Raw genomic sequence first — 14033 nt, forward strand, 5'->3', positions numbered from 1 at the left:
TGGCCCGTTGGTCAAGTGGTTAAGACACCGCCCTTTCACGGCGGTAACACGGGTTCGAATCCCGTACGGGTCATACTGAAATGCAGTAGATGTAACTTACATCTACTGCATTTTTTTTATACTTTATCAAATTATGTGTAACAGTGGCTCTACAATCTAACTAAAGCATTATAAAATTAATATAAGGCTTAGATTTATTCTTCCTCTAATAACTGATCATAATTGATTTTATGCTGGCACGCTTACTAAGAAAACTATTCCTATTTTCATCATCTCCCAAACTAGCAATGAAATTATGCAATTTTATATAGAAAAATCTAATATAAACTAAATTTACTCTGTACCTACTACTAATTGGACAAATAATCCATGGTAATTCAATATAATATTGGTATATTCTTTGGAATATATGTATCTTTCTTTTATAATGGGAATGAATAGAATTAGTTGGAGGTAATAAAAATGAAAAAAAAGCAAAGTAAATGGATTATGAGTACAGCATCTGCTGCATTGGTTGCTGCAGCTATTGTGCCTACTGCAAGTGCTGCTAACTTTACAGATATTGCAAAAAGTGACCACAAAGATACCATTTTGGCACTAGCAGATGCAAAAATTGTAGGTGGATATCCAGACGGTTCGTTTAAGCCAAACGGGGTCCTTACGAAAGGCAATGTAACAAAATTTTTAGGGAAATGGCTTGTATCAGAACACTTCCAAGTGCCAGCAGACTACACTAAAAAAGTACGTTTTACAGACTTGCCTACATCTTCAAAAGATAAAGAATTACTACAATATGCTGCGCTTATAAATGATACTGGTATTTTCAAAGGGACTAACAATAAGTTATTACCTTCTGAGAATATCTCACGTGAACAAATGGCTTCTATTTTAGTACGTGCGATTGAAAAAGTTTACGATATCGATTTAATTGCGATGTATAAAAAAGAAAAGTTCCAATCTTCTATTACGGATTTAAAAGTAGCTTCAACAGAAAATCGTGAAGCCATCATCGCATTAGAATATGCGAAAATTACAAATGTAAAGACATTTAATCCGAAAAACACTTTAACACGTGGTCAATTTGCGTCATTTTTACATCGTTCGATGACAAATATCACTGAAATGGTAAAAGGTCCTGAAGTGTCCATCCAAACTGTTAAAGTTGTAGATGCAAATACACTACAAGTAACATTAACAGATGGGACAAGCCATAAGGTAACATTAGCAAAGCCTCTTACTGAAAATGTGGAGACGAAGGTAGATTTTAAAATTAATGACAAACCATATTCCGCTGTTGTTACATATGAAGTCAATGAGCTAAATGTACAATCAATTGAGGGGATTAATGCTTCTCAGATTAAAGTTGTTTTCAACCAAGCAATTGACCCACTGTCTGTGCTAAAAGCAGATGGGAAATTACAGGATAATGTTGTAGCTTTCTCTAATGTGGATACTTTAAAAGCACTTTCTGTAGTGAAAACAGAAATCAGTGCAGATCGAAAATCAATCATCTTTACAATGAATGAGCCATTAAAAGGTACACATCGTTATGTGTTTAATAACATCAAATCTGAAAAGGGCTTAGTGCTTCAAAAAGTAGATGCGAACTTTGTTATTGCTGGGGATACGCAAACGCCTACGATTTTAGGAACAACGCAAGGAAAAAATTCTTCAATTGTTAAAGTACAGTTTTCTAAGCCGATGGCAGCATTCGCAAATGAGCGCATTCAATTTACATTAGCAAGTGGTACAAAGGTATCGAATATAGTTGGAAGCATTGAGCAAAACGCAACTGAAGCGACTTTTGATTTATCAGCTGCAACAGTAAATGGTGTTTATTTAGCTCCTAGTACACCTATCCAAATTACATTCGTAGGGGCAGCAGATTTAGCAGGGAACATAATTTCACCAAACTCTTCTACCGTAACAGTGAAAAAGGGAGATAAGGATGGAGTTCCTCCGACACTATCTTCTGTAACACAAACTGGACCAAATACGTTCCAGCTATTGTTCTCAGAGGATATTCAACCACTTACTCGATATGATCTTTCAGTAAAGAGCGGTCAGACTTCAATTTCCGTGAATACTGTAGAGAAAGATCCGAAAAATGGCCGTTTATTTAATGTGACGGTGGATCCAAGAAGTACGCTTCTAGGAAATACAACGATTGGGACAGCACCTGGTAGTGTAATCACTGACTTATCAGGTGAAACGGCAACATTCTCAACTTTGTATAACTTTATAAGAGATGACAAAGCGCCTGCCCTACTGAATTCTGAAATTGTTTACGAGGATAGTGTAGAATATTTACAATTAACTTTCGATAAGCCAGTACAGTTAGGCGTTAACGCAAAAGCATCATTTACTGGAAGCTATATGAATAACTATATTTTGTATGAGGTATCAAGAGGATCTCAAAGTGATATTCGGATCGTAAAAGATCAACCAACGAAATTACGTGTTAAAATGGCAGATTTACTATTAAGTCATGATATAAAGGGAGCTCTTTACGACGGCAAATTAAATTTATTTAATGTTACAAATTTATACGGTGTGCCAGTCTATGAAGTGAAAAATGTTAAATTTACACGTAATGGTGATTTAAATATAAATAATTATAAACTTGCATTATTGCCGACCAACAATGCAATTCAAACATCTGTAACAGATCCATCTTCTATAAAAGATAATAATATTGTTTATTTAAATTTCAATTATCCTGTAGATCCAGCACTTGCTCAAAACGTTCAAAATTATAGTATTGATGGTGCTCAGGTAGAGAGTGCAATTGTAGAGGGATCCAATTTAAATCGTATTAAGCTTACATTAAAAAAGGATTCGAATTATAATAGTGGCATACGTAATATCACGATTAGAGGCTTAAGAGCTGCAAATTCTATGGAATTAATGGACGAAGTGCGAACATTAATTGACCTTAAAGAAAATATTGCACCAAAGGTTACGAATGTTTATGTTATGAATTCAGAAACATTAGTGCTTACTTTTAGTGAGGCCGTAACGAACGTTAGAAGTATGGACTTTAATATTGAAGTGAACGATTTACCAGTAACAGCAACAACTGGATTACAAAGCAATAATAGCGTACTAATTACAACGACACAGAAATTATTTGAAAACGGAAGAAGTGTTAAGATTCAAGCATCCCAAAGTAATGCGATTACGGATGTCAGTGGGAATAAATTAGATTTTAGTTCCCAAACAATTACGGTACAAAGATAAATATAAGAGATTAACAAGATTTCCATAATATTTGTCTTTACACAATAAAAAATAGCATGCTAGATACATTCTTAGCATGCTATTTTTCTATGTCATTTTATTGCTATAAAATTAATGGGAGATAAACGGTGCTTTATGCACATACTTTGTACTATCAATTTGATCAATGATAAAAGTGGCTATATCTTGATTCGTAATTTTTGTACCAGGCATATCAGTAAGGTTTTCCCTTATCTGTTTTGATGATAAACTATCTTTTACAAATGGCAATCTAATAAGTGTCCATTTGATCTGTTTATTATTTGATAAAAATCCCCATTCCGATTTTTTATCTTGCATCATTTTCGGAAAGAAAACTTCAAACATCTTTGCTCCAAAACGATTCATTATGCTTTTTTTGTCCTCTTTAATCGTAAGAGAACCACCGGAAACACCTATATAGCGACTAATGTTTAAATCTTTCATCACATTAAAAATATTATTTGTCACTTTGCTATATATAGGTTCCTCTTTAGTTGGTTGACCAAAAGTATTAATAACAACTTGACAATCTTTAAGAAGTTCTCGGATGTTTTCTATATCCTGTACTTGCCCTTTCACTATTTCAATTGCATCATTTTTATATAGTAACTTTTCAGGATTTCTAACAAGCATCCGAACTTGATAGCCATTTTGTATTGCACGAGTTGCTATATGTCTTCCTACTTTCCCTGTTCCTCCAATAATCGCTATTTTAAAAGGGATATCCATTATATACCTCCCATTGAATATGTTAGTAGATATACGATAGACTCCTTCAAAAGGATTCAAATTTTTCTTTTTTTATAAAGTATGTAATGTGGTTTTGTTTTGTGAATCTATAAGCTAAGATGAAAATAGAACAAAAACTAGGGGGATATGGATGGGGAATTTATTATGGACTAACAACCAACAATATTTGTTACAGAAAAATGTAGAACAAGTAGTACCTTTTCTACGTAATTTTTCACCAGAGCAAGTAAATCGTGTTGGTAGATTTCAGCGTACATATGAAGAGTTTGAAGGCACTCCATTACGTAGCTTAAATGCTTTTGCATCATTCGTTGGGGTACGAAATGTTTTTGTTAAAGATGAATCTTATCGATTTGGCTTAAATGCATTTAAAGTATTAGGTGGCGTGTATGCAATTGGGCAGTATGTTGCTGAAATGTTAAATAGAAATATTGATGAGCTATCGTTTGAGCAGCTTAAATCACCTGAAGTAAAGAAGCAACTTGGGGACTTAACGTTTATTTCAACGACAGATAGCAATCATGGTCGTGGAGTGGCTTGGGCTGCTAGAGAGCTTGGTTTGAAAGCCCGCATTTATATGCCCGCTGGTAGTGCAGAGGAGCGTCTCCAAAATATTAAAAATGAAGGTGCATATGCTGAAATAACGACAATGAATTATGATGATACAGTTCGTTATACGTCACAACTAGCAACAGAAAATGGATGGGTCGTTATTCAGGATACGATGTGGGAAGGCTATGAGGAAATTCCTTTATGGATTATGCAAGGCTATACAACACTAATAAAAGAAGCCGTTGAGCAATTGGAAAAAGCACCTACCCATGTATTTTTACAAGCTGGGGTTGGCTCTTTTGCAGGGGCAGTTGTAGCTTTCCTCCAACAATATTATGAGCAAGAGATTACATTTGTCTTAGTTGAGCCTATTGTAGCGAATTGCTATTATGAAAGCTTTAAAGCAGGAGATGAACAGTTTGTAACGGTTGGTGGAGAGATGCAAACAATTATGGCTGGCCTTGCATGCGGTGAGCCAAATCCACAAGCTTGGAATTTGTTAAAGACTTATACGAAGGTCAGTATTTGCTGTGATGAGGAAGTTGCGGCAACGGGTATGCGCATTCTAGGAAATCCTCTAGCAACAGATGCACGAATTATTGCTGGAGAATCGGGAGCTGCCCCAGTTGGATGTTTCTATGAATTGATGACGGATGAGCAATATACAGAACTGAAGGAAACATTACAATTGGATGAAAATTCGCGAGTATTGTTTATTAATACTGAAGGCGACACAGATGTAGATAACTACAGAAATATAGTGTGGCATGGCAAGTATGCAAAAATTTAACTGAATCAATAGCAAACTAGTGAAAAAACGTTCTAGTTTGCTTTTTTCATTCACATGTATTGAATTTAATAATACGGATGTAATTTATATAAGTTCGCCCAGGCTTAAGGGAATCAACTCAATGTTATAGTAAAGAGCTAATTTTTTTTAATTTTTTTCTTGACCTTAACGTTGCGTAAACATTTACAGTAGCTTTAGTGGAGGTGAAAATTATGGAATACACAATTCAAGAGCTTGCTCAATTATCAGGGGTTAGCACAAGAACGCTGCGTTATTATGATGAAATTGGATTACTAAAGCCTGCAAGAACCAATGAGACGGGCTATCGATTTTACGGACAATTTGAAGTTGATATGCTCCAGCAAATTTTATTTTATAGAGCATTAGATATGAAGTTAGCAACAATTAAGGAAATTATTCAAGCGCCAGATTTCCAACATAGAGAGGCACTCAAAACCCATCGTGCTGCTTTACTGACACGCAAGGAGCAGCTGGAGAAGATACTACAAACAGTGGAAAAAACCATTCAATCTATTGAGGAGGAACAACCAATGACAAATGAAGAGAAATTTAATGGATTTAAAGAGAAGCTAATCGAGGAAAATGAAAAGCAATATGGTCAAGAAATTCGTGCAAAATATGGTGACAAAACAGTTGAAACATCGAATGCTAAGCTAATGAATATGACAGAGGAACAGTATGAGGCAATGCAGCAGCTAGAACAGCAATTATTTGATCGTTTAAAAGAAGCGATGGAAATCGGCGATACGAACAACGATGTGGCAATGGAAGTAGCGGAGCTTCATAAGCGTTGGCTAAGCTTTTCATGGTCACAATATTCTAAGGTGGCACATGCAGGTATAGCTCAGATGTATATAGCGGATGAACGCTTCTCAGCTTATTACGATGAGCGCGTTTCTAAAGGCGCAGCACAATTTTTACATGATGCCATCATTAATTATATAAAATAAGTGATTCATCCTCATGCTTTCATGTTTTAGAAATATTAATTTAGGAAAAAATGAAGGCATGAGGAGGAGATTTTTTTGAACCCACAATTAATGGAGAAATTTAGAAAGCAATTGGAGCAGGAGCTACAGGAAATAGAACAACAACTTGAAGAATCAGAGCGTCCACAAGCGACAGAGCTATCTAATTATGATAATCATCCAGCTGACAATGCGAGTGATTTAACAGATCAGCTAACGGAAATGGCGATTGATGAGCACCGGGGTGACGATGCTGAAGAAATAAAGGCTGCACTACAAGCGATGGATGACGGAACGTATGGTAAATGCGTTGTATGTGGTGAAGAGATTCCCATTGGCCGCTTAGAAGCTATGCCGAAAGCATTGACATGTGTTGAGCATGCAGAGCACAAAGAGGATAATTTAAGGCCAGTGGAGGAAGATGTGTTGTCTTCTACGCCAAGATCGGATGATTTTATAGAACTTGAGGAATTTGGTTCTTCTGATACGCCACAAGATAAAAGTTTGTAAGCATTTTCACACATAGGCAGTATAATAGCTGTATGAGGTGAAAATATGGACATAATTGATTTACACTGCGATGCTCTATTGAAATTAACAACTTTAGAAGCGGCAAAATTTGAAGATGATGTACGTTTGCAAGCCAATCAACAGCGATTACAATTAGGGCGGGTTAAAGCACAAGTATTTGCTATTTTTATTAATCCTAAAATTCCACAAAGTCTGCAATTTTTAGAGGCGGTGCGGCAAATTGAAGCCTTCCATACACATGTATTACAGACTGAGGGGATGGTGCATATTACAGATTGGTCGCAATTAGATACTTTAGCTCCGCATGAAATTGGTGCAATTTTAAGCTTAGAGGGCTGTGGTCCAATCGGCGAAGATTTAGCAAAGCTTTCTGCAATATTAGATGCAGGTGTGAAGCTAGTTGGCTTAACGTGGAATGAAGAAAATGCTGTGGCCCACGGTGCTGAACAGGATGCAAGCCTTGGTTTAAAACCATTTGGTAAAGAGGTTATAAACTTGCTAAATGAAAGAGATATTATTATCGATGTTTCCCATTTAAATGAACAGAGTTTCTGGGATGTCTTGCCACTAGCGAAGCATATCGTTGCGAGCCATAGTAATGCACGTGAAATTTGTGATCATCCAAGAAATTTAACGGATGCTCAAGCAAAAGCACTAGTCAAGCATGGAGGTCATATACATGTCGTTTACTACCCGCATTTTATCCATGATAATGCTACGATGGCTGATTTAGTAGCGCATGTAAAGCATCTAGCAAATATAGTAGGGGTAGAGCACCTTGGACTAGGTTCAGACTTCGATGGAATAGATGTTACTGTAAAAGGATTAGCGCACGCAGGAGAGGCTCAAAATTTGTTAGAGGTGTTACATGAACATTTTTCAACCGAAGAAGTTCGTGGTATTGCAAGTGAAAATTTTAGATGCTATGTAAAAAATGCAGCAGCCCGTTAAGGCTGCTGCATCATTTAGTTATAGATCTTAATAAAAGAAATATTGAATTAATAAACCGATTCCTAAGAGGAAGCCGAAAAATGTATTTGTTTGCGCTGTAAATTTCATCGCAGGCATAACTTCTTTCGCTTCTTTTTTATCGCGGAAAATTTGAATCGCACGAAGCGGTTTTGGCACACTTAAGAAAATAATTAGAGCCCAAAAAGTAATACCATCAATTGCTACAAGAGCGATTACCCATAAGTACGAAACGATAAAAAAGCCAGATAGTACAGAAATGGCATTGTCTCGACCTACTAAAATAGCAAGCGTTTTTCGACCACCCTCTGTATCGCCCACGATATCACGGATATTGTTGGACAGCATGATAGCCCCAACTAAAATCATACTCGGTACTGAAAGCAAAATAGCATCAAATGTTACTGTAAGTGTTTGAATATAAAAGGCGATTAAGACAATACCCATTCCCATAACAGCGCCAGATACAAATTCTCCGAATGGTGAATAGGCTATTGGGTATGGTCCTCCGGTATATAAAAAACCAATAAGCATACAAACAAGTCCAACAGCAGCAAGCCACCAAGAGGTAGAGGCACATATGTAAATGCCAAGCAGCATAGCGATTGCGTAAAAGCTTAAGGCAATCATCATAATTGTTTTTGGTTGAACACCGTGACGTACAATCGTTCCGCCGATACCGACAGAATTTTCATTGTCTAATCCTAATTTGTAATCGTAATATTCATTGAACATATTTGTTGCCGCTTGTATAAGCATACTTGCAATGAGCATAGCAAAAAATAGTCCAAAATCAATTGTTTGTTTTTCAATTGCTAAGGCAATCGCTGTTCCTAAAAATACTGGAACGAATGAAGCGGTTAAAGTATGTGGACGTGTTAAATGCCACCAAACTTTAAAACCCCTATCAGCTTCAATGACTTTGGTCATAAGGTCTTTCTCTCCTTCAAATGTTGTAGACTATTCTTATTTTATACGAAGAATGAGAAAATGGATAGGTTCACAGCTTATTACATACAGTTCAATTAAAAAAATGATACAATAGAACATGCATTTATGAACTGAAAACAATAATTAAGATAAAAGCAACAGTACGAAGAATAGGCTAGCAAATAAAAAAAAACAGCTATTTAACAAAAGAATATGATGTAGTAAAAGTACAAACGCTCACTTTATGATGAAAAGCTTTGATCAATTTATGTCTGAAAGTGTAGAACGAGTACAAAACATACCGTGCGTCATTCATTATGTACATTGCAACAACGGAGGTAATTTTCATGCAACAGAAGTGGTACCAAGCCACAGAGGTAGAAGTGGACTCTTTGGGCCAAAGCCTTCATTTTTATATGGAAACAATTGAAGTTAGTCGCTTATCGGCGCTCGCATTTTATGCAGCGGGCGAGGAGCATTATAAAGGTGAACGATTTTATTGGCAAAATAGAGAAAAAACAATGACATTAGTAGGGCTAGGACATGCCTATACAATTCAAAGTAACGCCAAAAATGATCGCTTCGATGCAGTAGAAGCAGAATGGAAAAGTTTAACGAAAAACTGTGTGAAGGGACAAAGCGAGCTACAGCCAATTTTGTTTGGCGGATTTACATTCGATCCACAAAATAATGTAGCTGGGGAGTGGACGGACTTTCCAGAGGCTTATTTTGCACTCGCAACATACCAGCTTGTCATCCGTGATGACAAAGCGTTTGTAAGTATTCATCTTATTTCAAAAAATGAGCAGGCAGCGTCTCAATTTGAAGTACTACGTAAAGAGCGAGATCATTTAATTCATGCCGCTCAAGTAAAAGAAGTGAAAACGTATTCAAAGCCTGAAATCACAAGTTATTTTGAGCCATATAAGGAGCCGTATTTAGCTTCGATTGATCAAGTAACTGCATTGATTAAGAAGAAGAAGGCAGATAAAGTCGTTATTGCACGCTCACTAGCATTGCAATTTAAAGAAATGGTTTCTTCGCCACAGGTACTCTCACAAATTATTCATGAGCAGCCAGAGAGCTATTTATTTGGTTTAGAACGTCAAGAATTATTGTTCTTTGGTGCGTCCCCTGAACGTCTTGTAAAAGTAGAAGAGGGCCGAGCCTTTTCATCTTGTGTGGCAGGCTCTATTAAACGTGGTAAGACAGCAGAGGAAGATGAAGCCTATGGACAAAGCTTATTAAATGATTCGAAAAATGGTGGCGAGCATCAATATGTTGTCGATATGATTGCGGAAACATTCCGGAAAAATTGTGTAGAGATGAAAATACCAGATGGCCCTCGCTTACTAAAGATTAGAGATATACAACATTTATATACACCCGTCGAAGGTCAGTTAAATAATGAGGCAACAATATTACAACTGACAAAATCTTTGCATCCAACGCCAGCTTTAGGTGGTGTGCCAAGGAAAGAGGCAATGGCAGTTATACGTAAGTATGAGCCTATGAATCGTGGACTTTACGCTGCCCCAATAGGATGGGTAGATGCTGACGGTAATGGGGAATTTGCAGTGGCCATTCGTTCGGCTGCTTTACTTAAGGATAAAGCTTATTTATATGCTGGTGGCGGTATAGTAGCAGATTCAGAGCCACAATCTGAATATGAGGAAACATTAGTGAAATTCCGTCCAATGCTTCGTGCGCTAGGAGGACAAATACATGAGTGAACGGAAAATTTTAACGGATTATGTTTATAAAATGGCGGCATCATTAGTGCAAGCTGGTGTTGAAAACGTTGTTGTCAGCCCAGGCTCACGTTCGACACCTTTAGCCTATGCATTTGCATCGACGAAACAGCTCCATATGTATCGTCAAGTTGATGAACGATCTGCTGCATTTTTTGCGCTAGGAATTGCAAAGGCTACAGCAAAACCTGTTGTTCTTTTATGTACATCAGGAACGGCTGCGGCAAACTATTTTCCTGCTATTGTTGAGGCAAACTATGCCCGTGTGCCGTTGATTGTCATCACAGCTGATCGTCCACATGAATTGCGAGAGGTGGGTGCACCACAGGCCATTAATCAGACAAATTTATATGGTACAAATGCCAAATGGAGCGTGGATTTCCCTTTGGCAGATGGTGCCGCACCAACATTGCCGTTTATTGAGCGTCATATTGCACGTGCGGTAGCGGTGGCAATGAGCGCACCATTTGGACCAGTGCATATTAATGTACCGTTCAGAGAACCTTTGTTGATTGATTTTCAAGAGGAACTTCCAGAAGCGACATTTAAGCACAGTAGTATGGGTCAGTTAGTACCTTCAATGGCCACTCAACAAGAGCTATCGAAGATTTTAAGTGCAACTAAAAGAGGTTTTGTAATTATTGGTGAACTACCGCTCGGCACAGATTTAACTATTATATGGGAGTTTATTCGCCAATTAAAATGGCCGGTCATTGTCGAGAGTTTATCTAATATGCGATCATCTGTCCCAGTAGATTGTCTACCTTATATGATTACTACGTACGATGCCATTATGAAAAGTGAAGATTTTAAAGCATTAGTTGAACCAGATACGGTACTACGTTTAGGAGCACAGCCTGTTTCTAAATTTATCATGCAATTTATTACTAAATCGCAGCCTAATGCTTATATTGCTGTCGATGAAGATCCGATGTTCCGTGATTCTACAGGTGTGTCTACTCATTTTGTTCATGCAAGTATTGGTGAGTGGCTAACGCAATTAGAAATCTCTGAAACAGCCTTAGAAACTGAGTATTTAGCTGAGTGGCAGGATGCTAATGATATTGCACTTGAGTATATTGAACATTATGCTGATGGTGCGATTGATGAGGGAGCAATGGTAAGTCGATTACTAAAAATGATCCCTAATGGCAGTGATATTTTTGTTAGTAGCAGTATGCCAGTGCGTGATATTGATACATTTTTAATGGCGACACCAAAGGATATTCGTATTGTTGCGAATCGTGGTACGAATGGTATTGATGGCGTCGTATCAACCGCAATGGGCTTTAGTCAAGGAAATAACCGCGAAACCTACTTACTTATTGGCGATTTGGCCTTTTTACATGATGTCAACGGTCTTATTGCTTCAAGATACCAGGATTGCAATTTGACTATTATCGTCATGAATAATGATGGCGGCGGCATTTTCTCTTATTTACCACAATCTACAGTTGAGGCACATTATGAAGATTTATTTGGTACACCTACCGCCCTTAAATTCCATGATATTGCCAATATGTACGATATGGATTATATACGCGTAGATGATATTTCAGAGCTAACAGTAAAGTTCACTACGATTAAAAAACGACCAATGCGCTTAATCGAAATTTTCACCAATCGAGAGGAAAATGTGTATGCGCATCGAGCGCTGTGGAATCGCATTAATGCGGGATTAAAAGCATGGCAAAGCTAATGATTCGAGGGCTTGAAACATACGTGGAAATCTGGAATGAAGAAGCGGAGCAAACGCTTGTGGCATTGCATGGTTTTACAGGTAGTACGGCTACATGGCGAAATTTAGCTAAAGCTCTACCTAGTGTACGAGTTATTGCCATTGATTTAATTGGGCATGGTCAAACAGCTATACCACAGCAAATTAGTCGTTTTTCTATGCAAGAGCAAATCCAAGATTTAGAGGAAGTTTTTGGCCAACTACAGCTCAAGAAATTTACGTTGTTAGGCTATTCAATGGGAGGGAGAGTTACATTATCGTATGCAATCTCCTATCCTGAACGAATTGAAAAGCTGATTTTAGAAAGTGCTTCGCCAGGTTTACAAACCTCAAAGGAACGTTCTGAACGTCGTGCAAGGGATAACGCTCTAGCAGAGAAGATAATTAGTAACGGTTTGTTATCATTTGTTAATGCATGGGAGAACATTCCTTTGTTTGAATCTCAAAAGCGTTTACCGCACAGTGTACAAGAAGCGATTCGGTTAGAACGACTTTCTCAGAAAGAGGAAGGTTTAGCAAGTAGCTTACGAGGGATTGGTACAGGCAGTCAGCCTTCAAATTGGACGTCATTGGATAAGCTTGAATATCCTGTTCTTTTAATTACAGGCTCACTCGATGAAAAATTTTGTAAAATCGCACTAGAAATGAAAGCGTTATTAAAAAATGCCAAGCATACGACAGTAAATGACGCTGGACATGCAATTCATGTGGAAAATCCCGCTGAGTTTGCTACAATAGTAGAGGAGTATTTAACGTAATAAAATTTTTACGTTATCGCCTCGATTTAGAACGAGACGAATTTAATTATTAGGAGGCAATTCAATGACACGTCAATGGACAAGTTTACATACTTATGAAGACATTAAGTATGAGTTCTATAACGGTATCGCAAAAATTACGATCAACCGTCCAGAAGTGCGCAACGCATTCCGACCAAAAACGGTAATGGAAATGATCGATGCTTTCTCACGTGCGCGTGATGACAAAAATGTTGGAGTTATTATTTTAACTGGTGAAGGTGAGCATGCCTTCTGTTCAGGTGGAGACCAAAAAGTACGCGGTCATGGCGGCTACGTTGGTGAAGATGAGATCCCACGTCTAAACGTTCTTGATTTACAACGTTTAATCCGTGTTATTCCAAAACCTGTAGTAGCGATGGTTGCAGGTTATGCAATCGGTGGAGGACACGTATTACACGTTGTCTGTGACTTAACAATTGCTGCTGACAACGCTCGCTTTGGACAAACTGGACCAAAAGTTGGTTCATTCGATGCTGGTTATGGCTCAGGCTATCTTGCACGTATTATCGGTCATAAAAAGGCGCGTGAAATTTGGTACCTTTGTCGTCAATATGATGCACAGCAAGCACTTGATATGGGATTAGTTAACACAGTTGTTCCTTATGAGCAATTAGAAGATGAAACTGTACAATGGTGTGAAGAAATGCTGCAAATGTCTCCAACTGCTCTACGCTTCTTAAAAGCAGCAATGAATGCAGATACAGACGGTCTAGCAGGTCTTCAACAAATGGCTGGCGACGCTACTCTTCTTTACTACACAACAGATGAAGCTAAAGAAGGTCGTGACGCATTCAAAGAAAAACGTCAACCAGATTTCGGTCAATTCCCAAGATTCCCTTGATTATCTGAAGCGTTTAACGGCTCGTATCTTAATGAGATACGAGCTTTTTGTATATCTAAAGGAGCGAGACGGATAGACTTGCTAGAGCGATGGAAAGTTATGGCTTAGTGTCGGAACATGGTGAGTTAGCG

11 protein-coding genes and 1 tRNA gene are annotated in these 14033 nt (G+C 37.7%); 10 read left to right on the top strand and 2 right to left on the bottom strand.

Translation table 11 applies throughout. From position 1 onward, the window contains the following. Window position 1: 1 nt before the first annotated feature. Both ACFVT8_RS00005 and ACFVT8_RS00010 read left to right on the top strand, forming a co-directional pair. Window positions 2–73: transfer RNA gene (locus ACFVT8_RS00005), tRNA-Glu, on the top strand. Between the two features lie 389 nt (window positions 74–462). Then, window positions 463–3240 carry an S-layer homology domain-containing protein gene (locus ACFVT8_RS00010; RefSeq protein WP_387082529.1) on the top strand — a complete coding sequence of 926 codons (2778 nt, stop codon included), beginning with the start codon at window positions 463–465 and terminating at the stop codon, window positions 3238–3240. Window positions 3241–3351: 111 nt separating this feature from the next. On the opposite strand, the gene ACFVT8_RS00015 is transcribed toward ACFVT8_RS00010, so the two are convergent. Next, window positions 3352–3990 (bottom strand): NAD(P)H-binding protein, encoded by a 639-nt coding sequence (locus ACFVT8_RS00015; protein WP_387082528.1) that lies wholly within the window; start codon window positions 3988–3990, stop codon window positions 3352–3354. A 151-nt stretch (window positions 3991–4141) separates the two neighbouring features. Between ACFVT8_RS00015 and dpaL the strand changes: the two genes are divergently transcribed. From dpaL to ACFVT8_RS00035, 4 genes are all read left to right on the top strand, one after another. Beyond that, a complete protein-coding gene (dpaL, locus tag ACFVT8_RS00020) occupies window positions 4142–5353 on the top strand; it encodes a diaminopropionate ammonia-lyase (RefSeq protein WP_387082527.1) in 1212 nt (403 codons plus the stop codon). 212 nt (window positions 5354–5565) lie between these two features. Further along, the gene (locus ACFVT8_RS00025; protein ID WP_387082526.1) at window positions 5566–6324 is read left to right on the top strand and encodes a MerR family transcriptional regulator; all 759 of its coding nucleotides are present in this window, start codon (window positions 5566–5568) and stop codon (window positions 6322–6324) included. Window positions 6325–6414: 90 nt separating this feature from the next. Beyond that, a complete protein-coding gene (locus ACFVT8_RS00030; RefSeq protein WP_387082562.1) occupies window positions 6415–6852 on the top strand; it encodes a TraR/DksA C4-type zinc finger protein in 438 nt (145 codons plus the stop codon). 45 nt (window positions 6853–6897) lie between these two features. Then, window positions 6898–7824 (top strand): dipeptidase, encoded by a 927-nt coding sequence (locus tag ACFVT8_RS00035; protein ID WP_387082525.1) that lies wholly within the window; start codon window positions 6898–6900, stop codon window positions 7822–7824. A 27-nt stretch (window positions 7825–7851) separates the two neighbouring features. On the opposite strand, the gene ACFVT8_RS00040 is transcribed toward ACFVT8_RS00035, so the two are convergent. After that, window positions 7852–8772, bottom strand: coding sequence for a 1,4-dihydroxy-2-naphthoate polyprenyltransferase (locus ACFVT8_RS00040; RefSeq protein WP_387082524.1), 921 nt, complete (start codon window positions 8770–8772; stop codon window positions 7852–7854). A gap of 347 nt (window positions 8773–9119) precedes the next feature. On the opposite strand from ACFVT8_RS00040, the gene ACFVT8_RS00045 reads away from it, so the two are divergent. The 4 genes from ACFVT8_RS00045 (at window position 9120) to menB (ending at window position 13902) form a co-directional block, all read left to right on the top strand. Beyond that, a complete protein-coding gene (locus ACFVT8_RS00045; protein ID WP_387082523.1) occupies window positions 9120–10505 on the top strand; it encodes an isochorismate synthase in 1386 nt (461 codons plus the stop codon). Further along, window positions 10498–12222, top strand: coding sequence for a 2-succinyl-5-enolpyruvyl-6-hydroxy-3-cyclohexene-1-carboxylic-acid synthase (gene menD, locus ACFVT8_RS00050; RefSeq protein WP_387082522.1), 1725 nt, complete (start codon window positions 10498–10500; stop codon window positions 12220–12222). Before ACFVT8_RS00045 ends, menD begins: the two co-directional genes overlap by 8 nt. Further along, entirely contained in the window at window positions 12210–13019 is an 810-nt protein-coding gene (gene menH / locus ACFVT8_RS00055; RefSeq protein WP_387082521.1) for a 2-succinyl-6-hydroxy-2,4-cyclohexadiene-1-carboxylate synthase, read from the top strand. Before menD ends, menH begins: the two co-directional genes overlap by 13 nt. Window positions 13020–13083: 64 nt before the next feature. Next, window positions 13084–13902, top strand: coding sequence for a 1,4-dihydroxy-2-naphthoyl-CoA synthase (gene menB / locus ACFVT8_RS00060; RefSeq protein ID WP_132364614.1), 819 nt, complete (start codon window positions 13084–13086; stop codon window positions 13900–13902). The last annotated feature ends 131 nt before the right edge of the window (window positions 13903–14033 follow it).

It is taken from the genome of Lysinibacillus sp. NPDC058147 (genome assembly GCF_042884205.1).
Classification (GTDB): Bacteria; Bacillota; Bacilli; order Bacillales_A; family Planococcaceae; genus Lysinibacillus.